We start from the raw sequence: 24,564 nt of genomic DNA, 5'->3' as shown, positions 1-24,564 counted from the left end.
GGTCAGTGCTCTCGCGTTGCCAGGAACTCGATATCCGGCCAACGCTCTTCCATCAGCGACAGGTTGACCCGCGTCGGCGCCAGGTAGGTGAGGTGTCCGCCGCCATCGATGGACAACTGATCCGCGGCCTTCTTGCGGAATTCCTCCAGCTTGCGCGGGTCATCGCTGTGCACCCAGCGCGCAGTGTAGACATTGACCGGCTCATAGCCCGCCTCTACCTTGTATTCATCGGCGAGACGATACACCACCACATCAAACTGCAGTTGACCAACCGCCCCCACTATCAGGTCCGATGAATTCAACGGCGCGAACACCTGTGTCGACCCCTCTTCGGAGAGCTGCTGCAAACCCTTCTGCAGCTGTTTGGACTTCATCGGGTCACGCAGGCGGATACGGCGGAACAATTCGGGCGCAAAGTGCGGAATGCCGGAAAACTGCAGCTCTTCACCCTCGGTAAAGGTATCCCCGATCTGGATCGTGCCGTGGTTGTGCAGGCCGATAATGTCACCGGCGAAGGCCTCTTCCACCAACACGCGCTCGCCGGCCTTGAACGTCACCGCATCCACCACGCGCACGTCCTTGCCAATGCGGGAATGACGCATCTTCATGCCTTTTTCATAGCGCCCCGAGCAGACCCGCAAAAAAGCGATCCGGTCGCGATGACGGGGGTCCATATTCGCCTGGATCTTGAACACGAAGCCGGAGAAGGTCGGCTCCGCGGCGCTCACCGCACGCTGCGCAGCCTCGCGCCCCAGAGGCGCCGGCGCCCACTCGACAAAATCGTCGAGCATTTCGCGCACGCCAAAATTGCCCAGCGCCGTGCCGAAGAACACCGGGCTCAACTTGCCCGCAAGGAAGGCCTCCCGCTCGAACGGATGGCTGGCACCGCGCACCAGCTCGATTTCCTCGACGACCTGCTCCCACTCATCTCCCAGCAGCGCCCGCCCTTCCGCACTGTCCAGCCCCTCGATGCGCTGATCATCCGGCAGCACGCTTCCCTGGCCCGGCGTGAACACATGAATGACATCCGTGTAGAGGTTGTACACCCCTTTGAATTCACGTCCCATACCCAGCGGCCAGTTGATCGGCGCTCCCGCAATACCGAGCACCGATTCGATCTCGTCCAGCAACTCGATCGGGTCGCGGATATCGCGGTCCATCTTGTTCACGAAGCTGAAGATTGGCGTGTCGCGCAGGCGGCAAACACTCATCAACTTGATGGTGCGGTCCTCCACACCTTTCGCGCCATCGATCACCATCAACGCCGAATCCACGGCGGTGAGGGTACGGTAGGTATCCTCAGAGAAGTCCTCGTGGCCCGGCGTATCCAGCAGATTCACGGTGCGCCCGTGATAGGGGAACTGCATCACCGACGAGGTCACGGAAATACCGCGCTCCTGCTCCAGTGTCATCCAGTCCGAGGTGGCGTGCGGGCCACGCTTGCCTTTCACGCTCCCGGCGACCTGAATGGCGTTGCCCAACAGCAACAGCTTCTCCGTAATCGTGGTCTTGCCCGCATCCGGGTGGGAGATGATGGCGAAAGTGCGTCGGTTGGCAATTGCCTTTGTCAAATCTGCCATGCTGGAACCTGCTGGAAAAAGCGCGGATTATACGCGCTTTGATGGCAACAGGCAGTGCCTGCGGGAACCTTGCGCTGCGCATGGAGTCAATAGCCGCGTCACTTTTACGCTATAATGGCGCCGCTTATGCAGCGGTTTTTGCGCCCGGCAGACAGGAATTCTCATGAAACGTTTTATCATCGTCGTGCTGGCGCTTGGGGCCGTTGGCGCCGTGCTCTGGCCCCGTCTGCAGCCGGCCTCGGGCCCGGCGGCCAGCGCGCCGCCAAACCGCGCCGCGACCGCAGTGCGCACACAACGCCTGGAGCCCCAGGCGTTTGAGAGCCGCCTTTTCTTCAACGGCACTCTGGCCGCGGAGCAGGCCATCAATCTTCGCAGCGAGCTGCGCGGCAAGGTCGAGAAAATTCTGTTCCGGGATGGTCAGAACGTGCAGGCGGGTGACCCCATCATCCTGATCGAATCCGCCGAGCTGGGTGCAGAACTGCGTTCGCTGGAGGAACAGCTCACCCTCGCCAGCACCCAGGCGGACCGCCTGCAAAACCTGTTTGGTACAGGTGCAGTAACGGCCAGCGACCGGGATGACGCCATCAGCCGCCGCGAAGTGCTGCGGGCCGAGGTCTCTCGCCTCCGGGCCCGACTGGCAAAAAGCCGCATTGAGGCCCCCTTCGCGGGCACCCTGGGGCTGCGGCACGTGAGCACCGGCGATCTGATTGAAGCGGACACCCTGATCACCACCCTGCAAACCGTTTCCGACCTGCATGTGGACTTCAGCGTGCCCGAACGCTACCGACAGCAGGTGGTGCCCGGAACGACACTGTCGCTCACCGTCAGCGGGCATGCCGATACCTTTCCCGCCGTAGTGCGCGCCATCGACCCGCGCGTGGATCCGGAGACGCGCACACTCACCGTGCGCGCCGATGTCGAAAACCCTGACAGTGTACTCTTGCCCGGTAACTACGCGCGGGTAGAGCTGGTCACGCGCAACGAAGCTGCGCTGGTCGTACCCAGCGTTGCGGTGCTGCAAAACCTCGAAGCAGTCACCGTATTCACCGTGGAGGACGGTATTGCCGTCAGCCATGAAGTGGAAACCGGTTTTCGTGATGCACGGCGCGTTGAAATCCTGAGCGGCCTTGAGCCGGGCGTGGAGATCATCACCTCGGGCATCCAGTCCATACGCAACGGGCAACCGGTGGCGGTGCAGCCTGCGCTGGACCTGAGCTGATGGCGCTGCACGAAGTCAGCATCCGCCGTCCGGTCCTGGCGGTGGTGATGTCCATTGTCATCATCGTTTTCGGCCTGATTGGCCTGCGCGAACTGGGCGTGCGCGAATTCCCCATGGCCCAGCGGCCCATCATCTCTGTGCAGACCGCCTACCCGGGCGCCAACGCCAGCGTGGTGGAAAGCCAGATCACCGAGGCGCTGGAAGAAGAGCTCAACACGGTCGCCGGCATTCGCACCATGACCTCCATAAGCCGTGAGGGCCTGAGCACCGTCACCACGGAATTCTCGCTGGGCGACGACCTGGACACAGCGGCCAATGACATTCGCGACCGGGTTGGCTCCGCCATGCGCAGGCTGCCCAATGCGGCAGAGGCCCCCACCATCTACAAGGCCGATGCCGACGGCGACCCGATCATATTCCTCAGTGTACGCAGTCAGCAACGCAACCTGATGGAACTCAGCGCACTGGCGGACAACCTGTTCAAGTCCCGCTTCGAAACCATCTCCGGCGTGGGCCAGGTGGACATCTGGGGGTACAAGGAATACGCCATGCGACTGTGGCTGGACCCGGATGCCCTGGTCGCCCACGGGCTGACCGCCATCGACGTGCGCAATGCGCTGCAGGCGGCGAACGTCGAGCTGCCGACAGGCACACTCGAAGGGGACACGATAGACATCAACATTCGTACCCTCAGTCGACTCGGCGATGACCCGGAAGATTTCAACAACCGGGTTATTCGCAAGGAAGGCGACCGCCTCGTGCGATTGAGCGACGTCGGGCGAGCCGAAATCGGTCCCTTGAATGAACGCACCGTGCTGCGCCGCGATGGCATCACCAACGTCGGGGTGGTGCTGCGTCCACAAAGCGGCGCCAACGAAATCGCGATTGCCGATGAGTTCTACCGGCGACTGGCGATCATCGAACGCGATTTGCCGGACGACGTCGATGTCGCTGTCGGCTTCGATACCACCACGTTCATTCGCGCCAGCATTCTCGAAGTCATGCAGACCCTGGGCATTGCATTGTTGCTGGTGTGCGCCACGATCTTCGCCTTCCTGCGGGAGTGGCGCACCACCATCATCCCCCTGCTGACCATTCCCATTGCCTTGATCGGCACCTTCTTTGTGCTCTATCTGGCAGGCTTTTCCATCAACGTGCTGACGTTGTTGGGTATGGTGCTGGCAATTGGCCTGGTGGTGGACGATGCAATTGTGGTGGTAGAGAACATCTACAAGCGCATCGAACAGGGCCAGAAGCCAGCTATCGCGGGGGCAGAGGGCGTCAAGGAAATCTTTTTCGCTGTGATCGCCACCACGCTGGCGCTGGTGGCCGTGTTCGCGCCGTTGATCTTCCTCGGCGGCCTCACCGGCGTACTGTTTCGTGAATTCGGCGTCACCCTCGCCGCCGCAGTGATCATCTCCTCGTTCGTTGCCCTGACACTGGCCCCCATGCTCTGTGCGCGCTTTCTCAAGAACCGGGCGCAGCACCCGGCACTGTATCGCGCAACGGAACCCTTCTTCGAGCGCCTCGCCGACGGTTACCGGGCTTCTCTGCGAGCCTTCCTGCGCCATCGCAGCTGGGCCGCACTCATCCTGCTGACCTGCCTGACATTGATCGTAATCCTGTTTCGCAGCATGCCCCAGGAGCTGGCACCACTGGAAGACAGAAGCCAGCTTTTCGTCTCTGCCCGCGGCCCGGAAGGCGCGGGCTTTGACTACATGTCGGATGCGATGCGTGAGCTGGATGCACTGATCGCCGAAGCCGGCGGCGATGCCCTGCGCGCACGCCTGACCGTCACCTCGCCTGGCTTTGGCTCCTCGACTACGGTCAACACCGGCTTCTCCCGGGTAGTACTAAAGGCCCCGGAAGAGCGTGAGCAGACCCAGGCGCAGGTAGCGACCAGCCTAACGGCAGCACTCGCAGAGTTCCCCCAGCTGCAGGCATTCGTACGCCAGTTCGACACCATCAATGTAGGCGGGCGCGGCCTACCCGTGCAGTTCGTGGTACAGAACACCGATATCGAGAAGGTGCGCGAGGTCATACCGCGCTTCCTGGAGCGCGCCCAGCAGCACCCCGCATTCAGCTACGTGGACGTTAACCTCAAGTTCAACCAACCGGAACTGGTGCTTGAAATCGACCGCGACCGGGCTGAAGCCATCGGCGTCAATACCCGGGAGATCGCCGACATCGTCCAGGCCTCGTTCAGCGGCCAGCGCTTCGGCTATTTCCTCAAGGACGGCGAACAGTATGAAATTATCGGCCAGATGGTGCGCGGGGGGCGCAACGAGCCGGCGGACCTGTCCCGGCTTTCCGTGCGCGCCGCCGACGGCACGCTGGTACCCTTGCCCAACCTGGTGACGGTCCGCGAACAGAGCTCCGCCCCGGTGCTGTACCGGTTCAACCGTTTCACCGCCGCCACCTTTTCCGCCAACCTCGCCGAGGGCGTTGCGCTGGAGGACGGCATTCGAGCCATGCGAGAGATGGCCAGCGAAGTGCTGGACGAAAGCTACACCACGGAACTCGCCGGCCAGTCGCGTGAATTCGCCGAAACCGGCAGCAGCCTGATTTTCGTATTTGTACTCGCCCTGCTGCTGATCTACCTGGTACTGGCGGCCCAGTTCGAAAGCTTCCGCGATCCGCTCGCCATCATGCTCACCGTACCCATGGCAATCACCGGCGGCCTCATCACGTTGTGGTACTTCAACCAGACGCTGAATATCTTTTCGGAAATCGGGCTGATCATGCTCATTGGCCTCGTGACCAAGAACGGTATTCTCATTGTGGAGTTCGCCAACCAGCGGCGCGCGGCGGGGTTGAGCATCAGCGATGCCGTGGAAGAGGCAGCTGCGGCCCGCTTCCGTCCCATTCTGATGACCACGCTGTCCACGGTACTCGGCACCCTGCCCATTGCCCTGGCACTCGGCGCGGGCTCGCAAAGCCGGGTGCCCCTGGGCCTCGCGGTTATCGGTGGCATGCTGCTGGGCTCACTGCTGTCGCTCTACGTCGTGCCTGCCGCGTACCGCTTGCTGGCGGCACGCTCGGTGGCGAGCACGGGCTTGCCGCCGGAGGAACACAAGCCGTCCGCCTGAGCCACTTGCATGACGGTCAACGCGTCTGCCTGCTCCGGGTCTGCGACGCTTTGCCGCTCCCTGTGGCCAGGTGACGGCGGTATACTCCACCTGTGAGCACAGTCCGTCATCCACGCCAATCCGCCTACAGCCCCTCGCTGGCCAACCTGCGCAGCCTGCTCGCCATCCGCGCCATTGCGCTGCTCGGCCAGGCGGGCGTTCTGGCCTACGTGTTGCTGGCGAGTCGAACCACGCAAAGCCTGTGGGGGATGACCGCCAGCCTTGTGCTACTCGCGGTCATTACCATCGCCAGCCTCTGGTGGAGCACGACGGCCAGTGACATCGGCAACCGCACCTTCTTTGCCCAGTTGATGGTGGATGTCGTGGGTTGGAGCGCGCTGATGTACTACAGCGGCGGTGCCGACAACCCGTTCATCTCCTACTACATTGTGCCGCTGGTAGTCGCTGCAGCGGTACTTCCCTGGCGCTATACCTGGCTGGTGGCTGCGGCTTCCGTGGCCGCCTACAGCCTGCTGCTGTACTTTCGGGTGTCGTTCCCGCTGTTTTCGCCCCACGCCGCCATGGGCCACCAGCAGGGCAGCGTGCACAGCCTGGGCATGTGGTTCAACTTCCTTTTCAGCGCCGGCCTGATCACCTACTTTGTGGTGCGCATGGCGGCGGTGCTCAGGGAACAGGAAGCCACGGAAATGCGACGGCGCGAAGACCGGCTGCGTCACGACCAGATTCTGGCGGTTGCCAGCCTCGCCGCCGGCACCGCACACGAATTGGGTACACCACTTGGCACCATGACGTTGCTCGCAGAAGAACTGCAACAGGACACGTCCCTGGGCGATCAGGCACGCGACGACGTTGCGCTGTTGCAGCAGCAGCTGCTGCAGTGCCGCAAGATTCTTGCCGAGCTCAGCAACACGGCAGAACTCTCTGCCGCCGGCACCCGCCAGCGCCGCCCCGCCGACCGGCTGGTACGAAGCTGCGTGGAGCATTGGGCGGCCCGGCGCCCGCGCGTATCCTGTCAGTTGCACGTATCGGGCGAACCACCCGCAGCGCAGGTCTCCTACGACCAGACACTGCCACAGGCACTGGAGAACCTGCTCAACAATGCCGCCGATACCGGCGCTGAGCACGTTGCGGTAACGGTGAGGTGGAACACCAACAGCGTGAGTATCGCGGTGCGTGACGATGGCCCGGGCGCACCAGAGGAGGTGCTGACGCGCATGAATGCGACAGCCACACCCGCATCGCCCATGGGGCCGCGGGAAGACACCGGCGCAAGAGCACACGGCGGCCTGGGCATTGGCCTGATTCTGGCGCGCGCCACCGCGGAGCGCCACGGTGGGCACATTCGGCTGGAAAACCCCGCAGACGGTGGCTGCCTGGCAACGCTCACCATTCCGGCGGAGGCCGCTGATGAATAGCCCTGCGCGGATGTTGCTGGTAGATGACGACCCCACCTTCAGCGCCGTGCTGGCACGCGGTCTGGAACGCCGGGGGTTTAGCTGCCGAGCCTGCGCCAGCGCCGAGGAGGCCCTGCGCTGCTGCCGGGAATTTGACCCCAGCCATATATTGCTCGATCTCAACATGCCCGGCCGTTCAGGCCTCGCCGCGCTGCCGGACCTGCTCAGCAAGGCGCCCACTGCGAGCCTGGTGGTGCTCACCGGCTACTCCAGTATCGCCACCGCCGTCGAAGCCATCAAGCTGGGCGCAACCCAGTATCTATGCAAGCCGGCAACCGTGGACGAGATCCTGCTGGCCTTTTGTGGCGAACAGCCTGCACCGGAACACGCCGCACAGCCTCCCTCCCTGGACCGATTGGAATGGGAACATCTGCAGCGCGTACTGAATGCCAACGATGGCAACATTTCCGCCACCGCCCGCGCGCTGGGCATGCACCGACGTACACTCCAGCGCAAACTGCAGAAACGCCCAGTTCGGCGCTGAAGGGCAACTAGCGGTCGCGAAACACCGGGGGGCGCTTCTCGACAAAGGCGAGCCCCGCCTCCGCCGCGTCATCACTCAGGCCGAGCAGGGTCTGGTGGCGATCCTCCATGGCCATGGCGCTCTGCAGGCTGGGGGCATCGATTGCATAGTTCAACGCCTCTTTGGTCAGGCGCAGCCCCATCGGCGTCGCCGCCAGCATGTCGTCGACCAAGCCCTGGGCTTCCGCAGCCAGCTCCTCTGCGGCTACCACGGACGATACAAGGCCGGTTGCCAGTGCCCGCGGTGCATGGATAAAGCGCGCTGTCAGCAACAGCTCTGAGGCCAACGCAGTACCCACCAGACGCGGCAGAAAATAACTGCTGCCCATATCGCAACCCGTCAGGCCAATGGACAGGTAGGCCGCATTCATGCGCGCCGATTCCGCGGCAATGCGCACGTCAGAGGCGAGCGCAAGGCTGAAGCCACCACCACAGGCGGCACCCTGTATCAGAGCCACAATCGGTTGCGGACAGGCGCGCATCGCCTGATAAATGGCTGCAATACGGCGCTGTACCTTCCAGATACCCTGCGGCGAACGCGGTTGCGGGTTGAACTCCGGCTCTGTCAGGTCAAGACCGGCACAAAAGTTACGCCCCGCGGCCCGCAGTACCACCACACGAACCTCTTCACGCTCGCGCAGTTGGGTAAAATAATCCAGCAGCGCATCGACCAGTGCGGCGTTGAGCGCATTACTGCGCTCAGGCCGGTTCAGGGTCAGCCACTCAACAGGGCCGTGACGCTCGATCAACAGGGGATTGACTGTATTCATGGCAGGCTTCCTTCGAATGCTTGCGGTTATTCTACCGCGTGATGGAAGCGTACGATGGGGCTTATGTGCCGCGGGCTTGGGGAACAGTGGTAGCGGCTGCAAGCTGTCCGCGCAGCGCGGCGAACAAAGCATCGCCCACCTTACCCATATCCAGCGCAGACTGGTCGGGCAAACACTGCGCCATGGAAGTAACCCGCAGCCCCTCATGACCACAGGGATTGATACGCAAAAACGGTTCCAGGTCGAGGTCCACGTTGAGTGCCAGGCCGTGGTAACTGCAGCCCCGGCGCACACGCAAGCCCAGCGAAGCAATTTTGTCACCGTCTACGTAAACGCCAGGTGCATCGGCGCGGGGGGCGGCGTGAATGCCGTAATCTGCGAGGACCTGCACGATGCTGTTCTCAATCAGGGTGACCAGTTGCCGCACACCCAGGCCGCGGCGCCGCAAATCCACCAGCAGATAGAGTACCCACTGACCCGGGCCGTGATAGGTCACCTGGCCACCCCGATCCACCTGAATCACCGGTATGTCGCCGGGGGCCAACACATGCTCAGCCTTGCCTGCCTGGCCCTGGGTGAACACACGAGGGTGTTGCAGCAACCACAGCTCGTCGGGGGTATCCGCATCCCGATTGTCCGTGAAGGTTTTCATCGCCTGCAGGGTGGCGAGGTAATCGGCGCGCCCCGGCAGCCGGCGACAGACAACGTCCATGGTCAGATCACCATTTGCACCTGGCCCGTTGCCATCAGGTCCTGGTGCAGTGCCTCCAGCTGATCCGGGCCGGTGGCAGTGATGGTGATGGTCAGCGACGTGAAGGTTCCCTTGGCGCTGCCCTTTACGGTGATGGTTTCCTGGTCGAAACCCGGAGCATGGCGCTCAAACACCTCCACAATCAGGCTGAAAAAGCCGTCGGAACTGCGTCCCAGTACCTTGATCGGGTACTCGCAGGGAAACTCGATACGCGGCGGTTCTTGCTCTGTCATGGCGGCTGTTACCCCTCCACGCTGAACAACTGGCTGAACCAGAGGCGGATGCTGTCCCATATCCTGGCGAAGAAGCCGGCCTGCTCAACGGAGGCCAGGGCGACGACCGGCGCCTCGAACACCGTCTCACCCGCCTGGGTCAGGCGCACCGTGCCCACCTGGTCACCGCGGGCAATGGGCGCCATGAGGGTGGCGTTGAGTTCGACCTGCGTTTCCATCGCTTCACGCTGGCCGCGCGGCAGCGTTACCAGCGCCTCTTCCATGACACCAACGGCCACGCTGTCCTGCAGCCCTTTCCAGACGCGCGGCTGTTCCAGTTCCTGTTCAGCGCTGAACAACGCCACCGTCTCGTAGAACCTGAAGCCGTAGTTGAGGAGTCCGCGCGTTTCGTTTTTGCGCGCTGTGGGGCTACGGGTTCCCAGCACAACGGAAATCAGGCGCATACCATCGCGTTCAGCGGAGGCGACCAGGCCGTACCCCGCCTCCTTGGTATAACCAGTTTTTATACCATCAACGGAGGCATCCTCACCCAGTAGCGAATTGCGATTGTACTGGCGAATATTGTTGTAGGTGAACTCGCGCTTCTTGTAGAGGGAGTAGTGCTCGGGGAAATCATTAATCATCGCCGCGGACAGTTTGGCGAGGTCGCGGGCAGTCACCACCTGGCCGTCGGCGGGCAGGCCGTGGGAGTTGGCAAAATGAGAACTGGTCATGCCCAGGGCCTTGGCGTAACTGTTCATCATATCGGCAAAGGCATCTTCGCTACCGGCAAGGTGCTCGGCCACCGCGACCGTGGCGTCGTTGCCTGAGGAGATGATGATGCCGTGTTCGAGGTCGCTGATTGAGACGTCCTTGCCGGGTTCAATCCACATCAGGGAGGAACCGTTGAACACCGGGTTCTGCGACCAGGCGTTGCGGCTTACCGTCACCATATCGTCTGCGGACACCCGACCGGATTCGATTTCACCGGCAAGCACGTACGCGGTCATCATCTTGACCAGGCTGGCAGGTGGGCGCGGGTCATCGGCATTCCCCTCCGCCAGCACGGTGCCGGTATCGGCGTCGATCAGCAGATACGCCTCGGCAGCCACTTGCGGCGGCGCTGGCACAATAGCTGCGGAGGCGGAACCGGTGACAAGAACGACCAGCAGGGAAAACAGAAAACGCTTCATAACTAACAGGGCCTGAAATGTTGGGACATGAATGGCGCAGCGAGCGCCGGGAAGCGGGTCGAACCCGCCGCGTCAGGGCAGCAGCTGGGTGCCACTGTAACCACTGGCTTCAAGACGTTGCTGCAGCTGCAGGATATCCTCGTTTGCCGCAACGGGGCCAATACGCACCCGGTACAGGCGACCGGCGCCGGATTCCACCGGGCTGACCGCAATGGGCGAGGTAACCAATGCCGCCAACTCGATACGCAGCCGCTGCGCCGCAGACTCGGAACCAAAGGCACCGAGTTGCACAAACCGATAGTGCCCTGCCGGGTTGCTGCGACGGTCGTCGATACCGGCCAGATTGATCACTTCCACTTCAACGGGCGCCGTGCCCACTTCCATAAAACCGAGTTTGACCGCGGCGCCGTAGGAAAGGTCAATCAGCCTGTCACTGTGGAAAGGGCCGCGATCATTCACCCGCACGATCATGCTGCGCCCGTTGGCCAGGTTGGTGACGCGGGCATAGCAGGGTATCGGCAGGGTCTTGTGCGCAGCGGACGCCGCATACAGGTCAAAAATCTCGCCGTTTGAGGTTTTCTGGCCATCGAACTTGGTGCCGTACCAGGATGCAATGCCACGCTCGCTGTAGTTCGTAAAGCTGGAGAGCACTTCGTAGGTTTCGCCGTTGACGGTATACGGACTGAAGTTGCCGACGATAAGTATCGGGTCTGGCCGTGGCACAGCGTCCAGGACATCGTCGGGGTGAATAGTGCGCGGAGGCGCACCGTCCTTGATCTGGGCACCCGGCGCAGTAGGCGACTCGCCGGGCACCGTCACAACACCCGGCCCACGCGAGGCACAACCGGCCAGTATCAGCGCCAGCAGCCCGACCAGCAGCAGGTTCGACCGGCTCACAATGCCAGCCCCGCGGCCAGACGCTGGCTAAGCTGGTAGACGCTCATTGCGTACAGGGCGCTGTGGTTGTAGCGCGTGATGACGTAAAAATTGTGCAGGCCCAGCCAGTATTCATACCCTTCCTCCAACTCCAGCCGTACAGGCGTTACCTGTGTTTCGGCGTCCAGCGGTGCCCGCGCGTGCAGGCCCCCGGCATCCAGCTCATCCACACGGCGCTTGGGTACCAGGCCGAGGCCGAACCACGCCTCAGGCACCTCGCCCGACGCCGCCGCGGGCACCACCACGCCTTCGCCACTGCGCCAGCCATGGCGACGCAGATAGTTGGCCACACTGCCAATACCATCCACCGGATTGTTCCAGATATCAATGTGACCGTCCGCATCGAAATCGACGGCGTAACTGCGGTAGCTACTCGGCATGAACTGGCCATACCCCATGGCGCCGGCATAGGAACCTTGAAGGGCGAGCGGGTCCATCTGCTGTTCTTGCGTGAGGATCAGATAATTCTTCAATTCCCGACTGAAATAGGCGGACCGACGCGGATAATCGAAGGCCAGTGTGGCCAGCGCGTCCAGCACGCGATAGCTTCCGGTGATGCGCCCGTAGGAGGTCTCCACGCCGAGAATGGCCAGCACAATCTCCGGCGGCACCCCGAGTTCCGCCTGCACGCGGCGGAACGTGTCTTCGTGCGCACGGTAAAACGCCAGCCCCTCGCTAACCCGCTGTTCGGTGAGGAAAATCTGCCGATACTCATACCAGGGCTTGACCCGTTCCGCGGGACGGGCCATGACCTCGAGAATACGCTCCTGGCGCTCGGCGCTCGCCACGACCTGCAGCAGCTGTTCGCGGCTGAACCCGCGCTCCTCCGCCAGCTCGTCGACCAGTGCCCGCGCCGCAGCGAGATCGCCATAATCTGTACTGGCGCCAACCGATAACACCGGCCAACAACACCACAGAGCCACCAGGCGGCAGGCCATCGTCTTCGTCATGCGCAGAATCTCACCAATCAACTACCTTAACGGGGGCGGCCTGAATCGCCTGTGGCGATAGCCATCAACAGGCCGAAGCCGGCCATCAGCGTCACTACGGAAGTCCCGCCTGCACTGACCAGCGGTAGCGGCACCCCCACCACCGGCAGGAGGCCCGCAACCATGCCCATGTTAACAAAGATGTAAACGAAAAACGTCAGTGTGATGCTGCCTGCGACCATGCGACCGAAATTGCTGTTGGCATACACCGCGATCCAGAAGCCACGCAGTACAATGAGCAGGTAAAGCGCCATGAGGAACAGTACCCCGCGCAAACCGAACTCTTCCGCCAGCACGGCAATAATGAAATCGGTGTGGCTTTCCGGCAGGAAATCGAGCTGTGATTGGGTGCCGTTCAGCCAACCCTTGCCCTCCCAGCCGCCGGAGCCGATCGCGGTTTTCGACTGGATGATATTCCAGCCGGCACCCAGTTTGTCGCTCTCCGGGTTGAGCAGCGTGAGGATGCGCTGTTTCTGGTAATCCTTGAGCACGTACATCCATACTGGCCACGCGGAAGCGCAGGCGAGCAGGAAAGCCCCCACAATGTAGCTCCAGCCAATGCCGGCCATGAACAGCACGAACAGGCCGCTGGCAGCAATCAACAGCGCGGTACCGAGGTCGGGCTGCAGCAGGATCAGCACAGAGGGGATGGCCACCAGCAGTAGACAGGCCAGCACGTACTTGAAGCGCGGCGGCACTGTGCGTGAAGACAGATACCAGGCGACGGTCAGTGGCATCACCAGCTTGAGAATTTCCGAAGGTTGAAAGCGGAAACCGCCCAGCGAGAGCCAGCGCTGGGCCCCTTTGGCGCCAACGCCGAAGAAAATCACGCCCACCAGCAGCAACACGCCGAGCAGGTAGAACCACGGCGACCAGCGCTGGTAGCGCTTCAGGTCGATCTGTGCCGCCAGGAACATGACGCCGTAGGCGAGCAGGAAGTACTGCCCCTGGCGCACTACCGCCGCCATTTTCTGCCCCGAGGCGCTGTAGAGCACCACCAGGCCAAACAGCGTCAACACTACCAGCAGCAGCAACAGCGGCACATCGAGGTGCAGGCGCAGCGCCAGGGGGGCGCGACGCGAGAGGTCCGAGCTGTCGCCGGGAAATTGCAACTGACGAACATAATCACCCATCGGCGAGCGCTCCCGCAGTTGCCTCACTGTCCAGCGCCGCCTCATCCACCAGCCAGGCGTCAAGCACAGCCCGCGCGATGGGTGATGCAGCCGAGGCCCCGCCCCCATTTTCCACGATCACGGCAACGGCAATGGTGGGCGACTCATAGGGTGCGAAGGCAATGAACAGCCCGTGATTGCGGTGTCGTTCCGCCACCTCCGCCTCGACATAAATGGCGTTCTGCGCGATGCCGATCACCTGGGACGTACCGGTTTTGCTCGCCATCTGGTAGCGAATGTCCTCGCCGATCTTGCGCGCCGTGCCCCGGGCGCTGTGTACGACCGCACGCATCGACTCATGCACCGCGTCCCAATAATCCGGGGGCGCAGTGATCGTCTCACGCGCGTCGATGGGCTGCGTCTGCCCCGCCACGCTGCGCAGCAGCCGCGGGGTGCGCGCTTGGCCCCGGGTGGCGAGCACGGTGGTCGCCGCCGCCAGCTGCATGGGCGTCGCCAGCATATAGCCCTGGCCAATCCCCGCACTGAGAGTCTCCCCCGGGTACCAGGGCTGGTTCATGGTGTCGCGCTTCCAGCGCGTGGACGGCAGCACACCGGGCCGCTCGTTGGTGGTATCCACGCCGGTGCGCTTGCCCAGCCCGTAACCGGACAGGTAGTCGTGCATGCGATCGATAGTCAGGCGCCGGGCCAGGTCGTAGAAGTACACGTCGCAGGATTCCGCGACCGCCATGTGCATGTCCACCCGCGGCGCGTGACCGGTACCGCGTATCTTCAGGATCCAGTCCCGGTAGCGGCGGGAGTCGCCCGGCAGGCTGTACCAGCCCGGGTCGGCAACCGTGCTCTCCGGTGTCACCAGCCCGGCCTGCAGTCCGGCCATGGCCATCATCGGCTTCACGGTGGAGCCCGGAGGATACTGGCCCTGTATGGCGCGGTTGAACAGCGGCACATCGGGGGAGTCACGCAGCGCCTTGTAGTCCGCGGAGCTGATGCCATTGACGAACAGGTTGGTGTCGAAACCGGGGGTGGAGACCAGCGCCAGCACGCCGCCATCCAGGGGATCAATGGCCACTACGGCGCCCCGCTGCTCGCCCAGCGCCGCCAGCGCAGTCTGCTGCAGCTGAAAATCCAGATGCAGGGTGATGTCCGCGCCCGGCACCGGGTCAAACCGCTCCAGCACCCGCAGTACCCGCCCGTGCGCGTTGGTCTCCACGTTCTGGTAACCCACTTCCCCGTGCAGCAGATCTTCGTAGAATTTTTCCACCCCCACCTTGCCGACATGGAAGGTGCCGCGGTAGTCGCGCTCGTCCAGGCTCTGTGCCTCCCGCTCGTTTATCCGGCCCACATAGCCCACCGCGTGGGAAAACAGCGCGCCATGGGGGTAGTGCCGCACCAGTTGTGCATCCACTGTGACGCCGGGCATGCGGTGGCGGTTCACCGCCAGCAACGCGCGCTCTTCCTCGGTCAGGCGAAAACGCAGGGGTACCGCCTCGTAAGGACGGCGACGCTGCAATTTCTGCCGGAAGTTTTCCAGGTCGGATTCCGATATGGGCAGCAGCTGCTGCAAGTCCGCCAGCGTGGCGTCCATGTCCTCCACCCGCTCGCGAACGATAGACAGGATGTGGCTGGGCCGGTTGTCCGCCAGCAGTACGCCGTTACGGTCGTAAATCAGCCCGCGCTTGGGTGGCAACGGTTGCAGCTGCACACGATTGCGGTCGGACTGGGTGCGATAGATTTCGTGGTCGTTGATTTGCAGGTCGTGGTAGCGCGCCAGGATGACACCCAGCAGGGCCAGCACCAGCAGCACCGAAAACAGCGTGCGGGCGATGAAAATGCGGGCTTCGCCGCCGGGGTCCTTAAGTGGGATGTGTTGTGGCATGGAATGCAGGGCCCGCGAGGTGGCTGGCTAACGCGTCAGGCGCGATGATACGGGTGGCCGGCAGTGATTGTCCAAGCCCGGTACACTTGTTCTGCGAGCAGCACCCGCACCAGTGGATGCGGCAGGGTGAGCGCGCTCAGCGACCAGCGCTGTCGGGCACGTTGCAGGCAGTCTTCGGAGAGGCCGTCCGGGCCGCCGATCAGCAGGCTGACATTCGTGCCGTCCATCTGCCAGTCGGTGAGCTCGCGCGCCAGACGCTCGGTGCTCCAGGCGGTGCCGCGCACATCGAGGGCGATGACCGTATCGCCCGCGGGCAGCGCCTTGAGAATCAGTTCACCTTCGCGCTGGCGCAGCTGCTCGGGGCTGGTGTCGCGACCGCGACGGGCCAGGGGCAATTCGCACCACTCCAGTCGAATCTCGCGCGGCAGCCGGCGGCCGTACTCCGCCACACCTTCATTGACCCAGGCAGGCATCTTCCCACCCACGGTAATGACCGTCAGTCGCATCAGCTACTCGGCCGGGTATCCACCCAGAGTCGCTCGAGATCGTAGAAGTCGCGTGTTGCCGGCAACATGACGTGCACCACCACATCACCGAAGTCCACGAGCACCCACTCTCCCGGGTTTTCTCCCTCTACCCCCAGCGGCCGGACTCCCTCTTTCTTGGCCTCCATGCAGACGTTATCGGCGAGCGATTTGACATGCCGATTGGAGGTGCCACTGGCAATGACCAGGTAATCCATGACGTCGGTCAGCTCGCGCACGTCAAGCGTGGCGATATTGACGCCTTTCAGCTCGTCGAGGGCGTTGGTAACGAGGTCTTTCAGGTTTTCGGCTTGCATCCGGGGTTTGTCTCTCCAGTTCAAAAATGAATATCAGCGGCAGCAGCGTAGAGCTGATGCCTTTCAATATAGTCCAGTACCGGCTCGGGGAGCAGATAACGGGGGGAGCGCCCGCTGGCACACAGGGCGCGAATCTCGGTGGAGGAAATCGCCAGGGGCCGCAATTGCAGCACCAGCACACCCCCTGCAGGCCGCTGTTGCAGGGCTGAAGGCTCGGCAACACCGTGTGCGGCGAGCCAATTCGCCACCTCCCCCTGCGCCGGCAAGTGCCAACCGGGGCGCGCGATCACCACGATATGCGCAAACTCCAGCAGAGCCTGCCAACGGTGCCAGCGATCCAGTCCCTGCACCGCATCGCACCCCATCACCAGGCTCAGGCTGCGCTGCGGGCCGTACTCCGCGCGCAGTTCCTGCAGGCTGTCGATGGTCCACGACGTACCGTTGCGCTGGAGCTCGCGACGGTCACAACGCAACCGCGGCTCGCCGCCAATCGCCAGCTCCACCATGTCGGCACGCTGGGCTGCCGGGCACTGCGGTGCTGCGCGGTGCGGCGGTGTGGCGCAGGGCATAAGATGCAGGTGGGCGAGCCCCAGGTGCTCAACCAGCTCCAGCGCGGAGCGCAGATGGCCGTTGTGAATGGGGTTGAAGGTTCCGCCGAGGACGGCAACCGGGGCACCACTGGCCTCGCACGGCGTCAACTGCGAACCTGCCCCTCACCGAATACCACGTACTTGCGTGAGGTCAGCCCCTCCAGCCCCACCGGCCCGCGAGCATGCAGTTTATCAGTGGAAATGCCGATTTCCGCGCCCAGGCCGTATTCAAACCCGTCCGCGAAACGCGTGGAGGCGTTGATCATCACCGAGCTGGAATCCACCTCGCGCAGGAACCGCATGGCGCGACCGTGATCGCGTGTGACAATGCTGTCGGTGTGCTGTGAACCGTAGTGATTGATATGTGCAATGGCCTCGTCCAGGCCCTCGACAATGCGCAGGGCGAGCACGGGGGCCAGATACTCTTCATACCAGTCCTGTTCGGTGGCCTCCCGCGTGCCCGGCAACAGCGCACAGCTGCGTTCACAGCCACGCAATTCCACCCCTTTGGCCGCAAATGCCGCGGCCAGTTGCGGCAGCAAGGCGGCCGCCTCACTGGCGTCGACGAGCAGGGTTTCCATGGTATTGCAGGTGCCGTAGCGGTGAGTCTTGGCGTTCACCGCGATCGCCAGCGCCATGGCATGCTCCGCACCGGCATCAACGTAGACGTGGCAAACACCATCGAGATGCTTGATCACGGGCACACGGGCCTCGCGGCTGATGCGCTCGATCAGGCTTTTACCGCCACGCGGAATAATCACGTCCACGTGTTCGGGCATACTGATCAGGGCACCGACCGCGGCGCGGTCGGCGGTGTCCACCACCTGCACCGCCGCGGCCGGCAGGCCTGCCTGTTCAAGCCCCGTGGCAATGCAGGCCGCAATGGCACGGTTGGAGGCCAGCGACTCGGAGCCGCCGCGCAAAATGGTCGCGTTGCCGGACTTGAGGCACAGGCTGGCCGCCTCCACAGTGACGTTGGGGCGCGACTCGTAGATGATGCCGATAACGCCCAGCGGTACCCGCATGTGGCCCACCTGGATGCCGCTGGGCATCCGGTTGACGTCACTGATGCTGCCGACCGGGTCGGCGAGCGCCGCGACCTGCCGCAACCCCTGCAACATGCCGTCAATGCGCGCTGGCGTGAGTTCCAGCCGATCGAGAAGCGCCGCAGCAAGGCCGCGTTCACGACCGCGGGCAAGGTCCTCCGCATTGGCTTGCGCCAGCGAGGCACGCGCGCCGTCCAGCGCATCGCAGGTTGCCAGCAGCGCCGCATTGCGCTGTGCGGTACTTGATGCAGCCAACTGCCGCGACGCGGCCCGTGCGGCCGCGCCCAATTCCTGCATGTAGTGCTCGATGCTCATTCCTGTTCCCGTACCCGCGATCGCGCCCGATTATACCTGAAGCCCGCCGCGGGTGCGCCAATCTGCCGAAGGGAAAAGGAGCTGGGACCCGGAACACCCGGGCCAGAGAATCAGCTGGCGCTCTGGGCTGCCGCCGCTTCCTTGACCAGCGTCTGCAATTCACCACTGGCGTGCATTTCGGTCACGATGTCACAACCGCCAATCAGCTCACCGCTGATCCACAACTGGGGGAAGGTTGGCCAGTTGGCGTATTTGGGCAGGTTGGCACGCACATCGGGGTTGGACAACACGTCCACATAGGCGAAACGCTCACCACAGGCCATAAGGGCCTGCACCGTTTGCGCAGAAAAGCCGCATTGGGGCTGATTGGGGGAGCCTTTCATGTACAGCAGGATGCTGTTGCTCTGAATCTGTTCCTTGATAGTGTCGAGAATATCCATGGTGTTTGAAGCCTGTTGTTGAGGTTGATCGTTGGACCGGAACGGAAGGCGGAAGTTTACCCGATCTGGCACAAAAACGCAGGCAGCGTGCGGCGTGTTACCCCCTGCGGCTAAACCACCGGGTTGTGCTGCAGGGCGGGCGCCAGCAGCTGCGCGCAAGCCCCGGCAAGAAAATTGCCAAGCTCGCGAAATGCCGCTAATATCTCCTGTCTGACAGGCAGCTAGCGCTGCCTTTTTGCGTTTCTGGGGCCCTGCCTGGGCCCTGCCATTGGGAGAAGAACCGGTGTCCGCGTTGATGCAAACCTATGCAAGGCTGCCCGTGACGTTCAGTCACGGAGAAGGTGTCTATCTGGTGGACACCGACGGCCGACGCTATCTGGATGCACTGTCGGGCATCAGTGTCACCAACCTGGGCCACGCCCACCCAGCAGTCACCGAGGCTATTCAGCAACAGGCCGCTCGTCTGCTACACACCTCGAACCTGTACCACATTGCCGGGCAGGAAGCGCTGGCGGATGCCTTGACCGCGGTATCCGGCATGGAAACCGCCTTCTTCTGCAACTCCGGCGCAGAGGCCAACGAAGCTGCCATCAAGCTGGCCCGCCTGTATGGTCACCAGCGCGGCGTGGACAAGCCTGCCGTGATTGTGTTCGAAAACGCCTTCCACGGGCGCACGCTGGCAACCCTCAGCGCCACCGGCAACCGCAAAATCCAGGCCGGCTTTGAACCCCTGGTCTCAGGTTTCACCCGGGCGCCGCTCAACAACCTCGCCGCCGTGCAGCAGATTGCCGCCAACAACCCGGATGTGGTGGCCGTACTGGTGGAACCCATTCAGGGTGAGGGCGGCATTCGCGTCGCCGACGACGCTTTCATGCAGGGCCTGCGGGCGCTGTGTGACGACCGCGGCTGGCTGCTGATGCTCGATGAAGTGCAGTGCGGGAACGGCCGCGCCGGCCACTACTTTGCCTGCCAGGGCATGGGCGTGGTTCCGGATGTGATCACCACTGCAAAAGGCCTGGGCAACGGGGTACCGATCGGCGCCTGTCTGGCGCACGGGCCGGCGGCCACGGTATTCAAGGCCGGCCACCACGGCTCCACCTACGGCGGCAACCCGCTGGCCTGCGCTGCCGGGCTGGCTGTGGTCAACACGGTGGTCAACGAGGGGCTCGCCGAGCGCGCTACCGCTGCCGGCGCGCGCCTGCGGCAGCAGCTGACAGACGGGCTGCAGGGCTGCGAAAGCCTGGTCGAGCTGCGCGGGCGCGGCCTGATGATCGGCGTGCAATTGAACCGCGATTGCGGCGAGCTGGTTGGCCGCGCGCTGGCCGCCGGGCTGCTGATCAACGTGACCGCGGGCAACACCATCCGCCTGCTGCCCCCGCTCATCTGTAGCGACGACCACCTCGACGAACTGGCCACAGGCCTCATCAAACTGATCCGGGGCTTCGAGTGAAGCCCGGCACCGCTTTTGCAGGATAATCCCATGGCGTCACCCCGGCACTTCCTCACTCTGCTCGACTTCAGCCCCGACGAGTTGCAGGCACTGATAGACCGCGCCAGCACCATGAAAAAAGCGCACCGCGCCGGTGAAGATCAGCGTCAGTTTCCGGGCAAGGTGCTGGGGATGATTTTTGCCAAGTCCTCCACGCGCACGCGCGTCTCCTTTGAGGCCGGCATGACACAGCTCGGTGGTCACGCCATGTTCCTGTCGCCGCAGGACACCCAATTGGGGCGCGGCGAGCCGGTCGAGGACAGTGCACGGGTCATTTCCTCCATGGTCGATGTGGTGATGATCCGCACCTTCGGCCACGATATTGTAGAGCGCTTTGCCGCCTACTCCTCGGTGCCGGTAATCAACGCATTGACGGATGACTTCCATCCCTGCCAGCTGCTCGCAGACATGCAAACCTGGAAGGAACACCGCGGACCCATGGCCGGCAAGACGGCGGCCTGGGTGGGCGATGGCAACAACATGTGCCAGTCCTACATCAACGCGGCACGGCAGTTCGACTTCAGGCTGCGCATCGCCTGTCCGCCGGGCTTTGAGCCACGCGCCGACCTGCTGCACACCAATCGCGACCGCGTGGAACTGAGCCACGACCCGGTGACTGCCGTGCGCGATGCGGACCTGGTGGTCACCGATGTCTGGGCCTCCATGGGGCAGGAAAAGGAACAGCAGACCCGTGCCCGCCAGTTTGCACCCTTCCAGGTCAACGAGGCGCTGATGGCACACGCAGCCAGCGATGCGCTTTACCTGCACTGCCTGCCCGCGCACCGGGGCGAGGAGATCAGTGCCGGCCTTATGGACGCGCCGGATACGGTGATCTGGGACGAGGCTGAAAACCGGCTACACGCCCAGAAAGCGCTGCTGGAATTTCTGCTGCAGGAAAGCTAATAACCGGGGCGCCTAACCCCCCGGATTCTTATAAAAAATTATTCATTGGCAGCCAGATTTCGCGCCTCAGCCCACCGTGTCGGGCCAACTTCAAGCTCATAGCGGCCTGTGGGGTAAGTGGGCGCAGACCTACGCTTTCGCCCACACGTTATCCACAAGATAAACCCAGCCTTGCGGCCTTGCAATGCCCCTCTGGTCGCATTATCTTGTGCTTCACCCCCTCGAAAACCCCAAGATGTGGGGCCTCGACAACAAAAAAGGCCGCCAGCCTCGCGCCGCACGGAGACTCTATGCACACCGAAACCACCCCCAGCAGCAGCCCCGCCACACCGTCCAGTGGCGACACCAACGCGGTGCCCGGCAGCATCGCCGCGACCGCTCCCGGGCAGCTGCGCGTCATCAAGCGCAACGGCATGGTTGTAACCTTCGAAGAAAGCAAGATATCGGTCGCTATAACCAAGGCCTTTCTCGCCGTTGAAGGTGGCACCGCTGCGGCATCGAGCCGCATTCACGAAACCGTGGCCAAGCTGACCGACCAAGTGGCCGCCACCTTCCGCCGCCGCATGCCATCCGGTGGCACCGTACATATCGAGGACATTCAGGATCAGGTGGAACTGGCCCTGATGCGCGCCGGCGAACACAAGATCGCACGCGACTATGTCATCTATCGCGAGGAGCAGGCGCGTAAGCGCGCCGCACGCAAGGCCCTGTCTCCCGCCGCGCAGGAAGCCGCCGGCAACATCACGGTGATACAGGCCGATGGCAGCCGTGCACCGCTGGACCTGGAGCGCCTGCACACCGTGGTGACGGAAGCCTGCAGCAACCTCACCGATGTCAGCAGCACGCAGATCATCGACGAGGCCCTGCGCAACCTGTACGACGGCGTGACCGCCGCGGAGCTGGCCACCTCGCTGGTGATTACCGCGCGCACCATGATCGAGAAAGAACCCAACTACACCTATGTGGCCGCCCGCCTGCTCTGCGACAACCTGCGCGCCGAAGCGCTGGGCTTCCTCGGCGTGGCCCAGGCAGCCACGCAGAGCGAAATGAGCCAGCTCTATGCCACGGCGCTCCCCGCCTACATCCAGCGCGGCGTCGAACTGGAGCTGCTGGACCCGAAGCTCGCGCAGTTCGACCTCGAACGGCTCGGTCAAGCCCTGCTGCCCGAGCGCGACCTGCAGTTCACCTACCTGGGCCTGCAAACCCTCTACGACCGCTACTTCATTCACAGCAACGATGTGCGTATCGAGCTGCCCCAGGTATTCTTCATGCGCGTGGCCATGGGCCTGGCCAGCGAGGAAGCGGACCGCGAGGCGCGGGCGATCGAGTTCTACCAGTTGCTATCGTCTTTCGACTACATGAGCTCCACCCCCACGCTGTTCAATGCCGGCACCCTGCGACCGCAGCTGTCGTCCTGCTACCTCACCACCGTGCCCGATGACCTGCACGGCATTTTCGGCGCCATCCAGGACAACGCCATGCTGTCCAAGTTTGCTGGTGGCCTCGGCAACGACTGGACCCCGGTACGCGCACTGGGCTCCTACATCAAGGGCACCAACGGCAAGAGCCAGGGTGTGGTGCCCTTCCTCAAGGTTGTGAACGACACCGCCGTGGCGGTCAACCAGGGCGGCAAGCGCAAGGGCGCGGTGTGTGCCTACCTGGAAACCTGGCACATGGACATCGAGGAATTCGTGGAGCTGCGCAAGAACACCGGCGATGACCGCCGCCGCACCCACGACATGAACTCCGCCAACTGGATTCCCGACCTGTTCATGAAGCGCGTATTCGACGACGCTGAGTGGACCCTGTTCTCCCCCAACGACGTGCCCGACCTGCACGACCTGTACGGTCGCGCCTTCGAGGAACGCTACACCTGGTACGAAGAGCAAGCGCGCGCCGGCAAACTCAAGCTGCACAAAACCGTGCGCGCACAAAATCTGTGGCGCAAGATGCTGGCGATGCTGTTTGAAACCGGCCACCCCTGGATGACGTTCAAGGACCCCTGCAACCTGCGGTCACCGCAACAGCACGTCGGCGTTGTGCACTCATCCAACCTGTGTACCGAGATCACCCTCAACACCAGCAAGGACGAAATCGCCGTCTGCAACCTCGGTTCCATCAACCTGCCCCAGCACGTGGGTGAGAATGGCCTCGATCTCGACAAGCTGCGCAAGACCGTGCGCACGGCTGTGCGCATGCTGGATAACGTCATCGACATCAATTACTACTCGGTGCCGCAGGCGGAGCGCTCCAACCTGCGCCACCGCCCCGTCGGCCTCGGCCTGATGGGCTTTCAGGATGCCCTCTACCGTCAGCACATCGCCTACGGCTCAGAGCAGGCGGTCACCTTCGCCGATAGCTCCATGGAGGCCATCAGCTACTACGCCATCGAGGCCTCCAGTGAACTGGCGGCCGAGCGCGGGGCTTACTCCAGCTACGAGGGCTCACTGTGGAGCCGGGGCATCTTCCCCATCGACTCGCTGGGTATTCTCATCGAGCAGCGCGGCGCCGACTATATCCAGGTCGACCGCAGCACCTCACTCGACTGGGACAGCCTGCGGGCTGCGGTGCGGGAGCGCGGCATGCGCAACTCCAACGTGATGGCCATTGCGCCCACGGCAACCATTGCCAACATCACCGGGGTATCCCAGTCCATTGAGCCTACGTACCAGAACCTGTACGTGAAATCGAACCTCTCCGGCGAGTTCACCGTGGTCAACCCCTACCTGGTGAACGACCTGAAAGCGCGCGGGCTGTGGGATGGGGTGATGGTCAACGACCTCAAGTACTACGACGGCAGCGTACAGTCCATCGACCGCGTGCCGGCTGACCTCAAGGCCATTTACGCCACGGCATTCGAGGTGGAGCCCCGCTGGCTGGTGGACGCTGCCAGCCGCCGCCAGAAATGGATCGACCAGGCCCAGTCGCTGAACCTGTACATCAACAACGCCAGTGGCAAGAAGCTGGACGTCACCTATCGCATGGCGTGGTACAGCGGCCTGAAAACCACGTACTACCTGCGCTCGCTGGCGGCCACCGGCACGGAGAAATCCACCATCAGCACCGGCAATCTGAACAAGGTGTCCTCAGGCGGCCAGACCGTGCAGGCGGCACCGGCGGCCGTACCGACCGCATGCTCGCTGGATGACCCGGACTGCGAGGCCTGCCAGTAAGGCGGGCCACATCACCACCGACACAACAGACTAGGCAAAAGGACAA

21 protein-coding genes are annotated in these 24,564 nt (G+C 63.2%); 7 read left to right on the top strand and 14 right to left on the bottom strand.

Translation table 11 applies throughout. The annotated features are described in order from the left end of the window. Nucleotides 1–2: 2 nt before the first annotated feature. Complete coding sequence (locus tag G533_RS0109870; RefSeq protein WP_027949813.1) at nt 3–1,580, bottom strand: peptide chain release factor 3; 1,578 nt, start codon at nt 1,578–1,580, stop codon at nt 3–5. Between the two features lie 163 nt (nt 1,581–1,743). Between G533_RS0109870 and G533_RS0109865 the strand changes: the two genes are divergently transcribed. The 4 genes from G533_RS0109865 (at nt 1,744) to G533_RS0109850 (ending at nt 7,826) form a co-directional block, all read left to right on the top strand. After that, entirely contained in the window at nt 1,744–2,799 is a 1,056-nt protein-coding gene (locus G533_RS0109865) for an efflux RND transporter periplasmic adaptor subunit (RefSeq protein ID WP_027949812.1), read from the top strand. After that, nucleotides 2,799–5,888: an efflux RND transporter permease subunit gene (locus tag G533_RS21440; RefSeq protein ID WP_084638918.1), complete on the top strand. Its 3,090-nt coding sequence runs from the start codon at nt 2,799–2,801 to the stop codon at nt 5,886–5,888. The genes G533_RS0109865 and G533_RS21440 overlap by 1 nt, the downstream gene beginning before the upstream one ends. A gap of 92 nt (nt 5,889–5,980) precedes the next feature. Further along, on the top strand, nt 5,981–7,303 hold the full coding sequence (locus G533_RS21435; protein WP_051230173.1) for an ATP-binding protein: 1,323 nt from the start codon (nt 5,981–5,983) through the stop codon (nt 7,301–7,303). After that, entirely contained in the window at nt 7,296–7,826 is a 531-nt protein-coding gene (locus tag G533_RS0109850; RefSeq protein WP_035527443.1) for a response regulator transcription factor, read from the top strand. The genes G533_RS21435 and G533_RS0109850 overlap by 8 nt, the downstream gene beginning before the upstream one ends. Before the next feature lie 7 nt (nt 7,827–7,833). Here G533_RS0109850 and G533_RS0109845 read toward each other — a convergent pair whose 3' ends face one another. From G533_RS0109845 to grxD, 13 genes are all read right to left on the bottom strand, one after another. After that, on the bottom strand, nt 7,834–8,634 hold the full coding sequence (locus G533_RS0109845) for an enoyl-CoA hydratase/isomerase family protein (protein ID WP_027949810.1): 801 nt from the start codon (nt 8,632–8,634) through the stop codon (nt 7,834–7,836). A gap of 61 nt (nt 8,635–8,695) precedes the next feature. Beyond that, nucleotides 8,696–9,346, bottom strand: coding sequence for a lipoyl(octanoyl) transferase LipB (gene lipB, locus G533_RS21430; protein ID WP_051230172.1), 651 nt, complete (start codon nt 9,344–9,346; stop codon nt 8,696–8,698). 2 nt (nt 9,347–9,348) lie between these two features. After that, the gene (locus tag G533_RS0109835) at nt 9,349–9,618 is read right to left on the bottom strand and encodes a YbeD family protein (protein ID WP_027949809.1); all 270 of its coding nucleotides are present in this window, start codon (nt 9,616–9,618) and stop codon (nt 9,349–9,351) included. Nucleotides 9,619–9,626: 8 nt separating this feature from the next. Continuing rightward, nucleotides 9,627–10,790, bottom strand: a complete 1,164-nt coding sequence (locus tag G533_RS0109830; protein WP_027949808.1) for a D-alanyl-D-alanine carboxypeptidase family protein — start codon at nt 10,788–10,790, stop codon at nt 9,627–9,629. 72 nt (nt 10,791–10,862) lie between these two features. Next, nucleotides 10,863–11,687 carry a septal ring lytic transglycosylase RlpA family protein gene (locus tag G533_RS0109825; protein WP_027949807.1) on the bottom strand — a complete coding sequence of 275 codons (825 nt, stop codon included), beginning with the start codon at nt 11,685–11,687 and terminating at the stop codon, nt 10,863–10,865. After that, the gene (gene mltB / locus G533_RS0109820; protein WP_027949806.1) at nt 11,684–12,676 is read right to left on the bottom strand and encodes a lytic murein transglycosylase B; all 993 of its coding nucleotides are present in this window, start codon (nt 12,674–12,676) and stop codon (nt 11,684–11,686) included. The genes G533_RS0109825 and mltB overlap by 4 nt, the downstream gene beginning before the upstream one ends. A 26-nt stretch (nt 12,677–12,702) precedes the next feature. Continuing rightward, nucleotides 12,703–13,848 (bottom strand): rod shape-determining protein RodA, encoded by a 1,146-nt coding sequence (rodA, locus tag G533_RS0109815; protein ID WP_027949805.1) that lies wholly within the window; start codon nt 13,846–13,848, stop codon nt 12,703–12,705. Next, the gene (gene mrdA, locus G533_RS0109810; RefSeq protein WP_027949804.1) at nt 13,841–15,721 is read right to left on the bottom strand and encodes a penicillin-binding protein 2; all 1,881 of its coding nucleotides are present in this window, start codon (nt 15,719–15,721) and stop codon (nt 13,841–13,843) included. Before mrdA ends, rodA begins: the two co-directional genes overlap by 8 nt. Nucleotides 15,722–15,756: 35 nt before the next feature. Beyond that, on the bottom strand, nt 15,757–16,227 hold the full coding sequence (gene rlmH, locus G533_RS0109805; protein WP_027949803.1) for a 23S rRNA (pseudouridine(1915)-N(3))-methyltransferase RlmH: 471 nt from the start codon (nt 16,225–16,227) through the stop codon (nt 15,757–15,759). Next, complete coding sequence (gene rsfS / locus G533_RS0109800) at nt 16,227–16,562, bottom strand: ribosome silencing factor (protein ID WP_027949802.1); 336 nt, start codon at nt 16,560–16,562, stop codon at nt 16,227–16,229. Before rsfS ends, rlmH begins: the two co-directional genes overlap by 1 nt. Nucleotides 16,563–16,582: 20 nt before the next feature. Then, a complete protein-coding gene (gene nadD, locus G533_RS0109795) occupies nt 16,583–17,260 on the bottom strand; it encodes a nicotinate-nucleotide adenylyltransferase (RefSeq protein WP_027949801.1) in 678 nt (225 codons plus the stop codon). After that, nucleotides 17,257–18,513: a glutamate-5-semialdehyde dehydrogenase gene (locus G533_RS0109790; RefSeq protein WP_027949800.1), complete on the bottom strand. Its 1,257-nt coding sequence runs from the start codon at nt 18,511–18,513 to the stop codon at nt 17,257–17,259. Before G533_RS0109790 ends, nadD begins: the two co-directional genes overlap by 4 nt. Before the next feature lie 110 nt (nt 18,514–18,623). After that, a complete protein-coding gene (gene grxD, locus G533_RS0109785) occupies nt 18,624–18,953 on the bottom strand; it encodes a Grx4 family monothiol glutaredoxin (RefSeq protein WP_027949799.1) in 330 nt (109 codons plus the stop codon). Nucleotides 18,954–19,248: 295 nt separating this feature from the next. Between grxD and G533_RS0109780 the strand changes: the two genes are divergently transcribed. The 3 genes from G533_RS0109780 to G533_RS0109770 all read left to right on the top strand — a co-directional run bounded on the left by G533_RS0109780 (nt 19,249) and on the right by G533_RS0109770 (nt 24,518). Beyond that, nucleotides 19,249–20,403, top strand: coding sequence for an aspartate aminotransferase family protein (locus tag G533_RS0109780; protein WP_035527529.1), 1,155 nt, complete (start codon nt 19,249–19,251; stop codon nt 20,401–20,403). Between the two features lie 30 nt (nt 20,404–20,433). Continuing rightward, entirely contained in the window at nt 20,434–21,345 is a 912-nt protein-coding gene (argF, locus tag G533_RS0109775) for an ornithine carbamoyltransferase (RefSeq protein ID WP_027949797.1), read from the top strand. A gap of 290 nt (nt 21,346–21,635) precedes the next feature. Further along, a complete protein-coding gene (locus G533_RS0109770) occupies nt 21,636–24,518 on the top strand; it encodes a ribonucleoside-diphosphate reductase subunit alpha (protein WP_027949796.1) in 2,883 nt (960 codons plus the stop codon). Nucleotides 24,519–24,564 lie beyond the last annotated feature (46 nt).

Source organism: Haliea salexigens DSM 19537, from assembly GCF_000423125.1.
In the GTDB taxonomy this organism is placed as follows: domain Bacteria; phylum Pseudomonadota; class Gammaproteobacteria; order Pseudomonadales; family Halieaceae; genus Haliea; species Haliea salexigens.
The sequence above is the reverse complement of the archived record's forward strand: the minus strand, read 5'-3'. Positions and strand labels throughout refer to the sequence as shown.

Excerpts from the sequence above, each read along its gene's own strand:
- G533_RS0109865 (WP_027949812.1), top strand. The coding sequence starts at position 1,744 with ATGAAACGTTTTATCATCGTCGTGCTGGCGCTTGGGGCCGTTGGCGCC.
- G533_RS0109830 (WP_027949808.1), bottom strand. The coding sequence starts at position 10,790 with ATGAAGCGTTTTCTGTTTTCCCTGCTGGTCGTTCTTGTCACCGGTTCC.
- rlmH (WP_027949803.1), bottom strand. The coding sequence starts at position 16,227 with ATGCGACTGACGGTCATTACCGTGGGTGGGAAGATGCCTGCCTGGGTC.
- G533_RS21440 (WP_084638918.1), top strand. The coding sequence starts at position 2,799 with ATGGCGCTGCACGAAGTCAGCATCCGCCGTCCGGTCCTGGCGGTGGTG.
- rsfS (WP_027949802.1), bottom strand. The coding sequence starts at position 16,562 with ATGCAAGCCGAAAACCTGAAAGACCTCGTTACCAACGCCCTCGACGAG.
- G533_RS0109770 (WP_027949796.1), top strand. The coding sequence starts at position 21,636 with ATGCACACCGAAACCACCCCCAGCAGCAGCCCCGCCACACCGTCCAGT.
- G533_RS0109845 (WP_027949810.1), bottom strand. The coding sequence starts at position 8,634 with ATGAATACAGTCAATCCCCTGTTGATCGAGCGTCACGGCCCTGTTGAG.
- mrdA (WP_027949804.1), bottom strand. The coding sequence starts at position 15,721 with ATGCCACAACACATCCCACTTAAGGACCCCGGCGGCGAAGCCCGCATT.
- G533_RS0109780 (WP_035527529.1), top strand. The coding sequence starts at position 19,249 with ATGCAAACCTATGCAAGGCTGCCCGTGACGTTCAGTCACGGAGAAGGT.
- G533_RS0109870 (WP_027949813.1), bottom strand. The coding sequence starts at position 1,580 with ATGGCAGATTTGACAAAGGCAATTGCCAACCGACGCACTTTCGCCATC.
- G533_RS0109850 (WP_035527443.1), top strand. The coding sequence starts at position 7,296 with ATGAATAGCCCTGCGCGGATGTTGCTGGTAGATGACGACCCCACCTTC.
- argF (WP_027949797.1), top strand. The coding sequence starts at position 20,434 with ATGGCGTCACCCCGGCACTTCCTCACTCTGCTCGACTTCAGCCCCGAC.
- lipB (WP_051230172.1), bottom strand. The coding sequence starts at position 9,346 with ATGGACGTTGTCTGTCGCCGGCTGCCGGGGCGCGCCGATTACCTCGCC.
- G533_RS0109790 (WP_027949800.1), bottom strand. The coding sequence starts at position 18,513 with ATGAGCATCGAGCACTACATGCAGGAATTGGGCGCGGCCGCACGGGCC.
- rodA (WP_027949805.1), bottom strand. The coding sequence starts at position 13,848 with ATGGGTGATTATGTTCGTCAGTTGCAATTTCCCGGCGACAGCTCGGAC.
- mltB (WP_027949806.1), bottom strand. The coding sequence starts at position 12,676 with ATGACGAAGACGATGGCCTGCCGCCTGGTGGCTCTGTGGTGTTGTTGG.
- G533_RS0109835 (WP_027949809.1), bottom strand. The coding sequence starts at position 9,618 with ATGACAGAGCAAGAACCGCCGCGTATCGAGTTTCCCTGCGAGTACCCG.
- grxD (WP_027949799.1), bottom strand. The coding sequence starts at position 18,953 with ATGGATATTCTCGACACTATCAAGGAACAGATTCAGAGCAACAGCATC.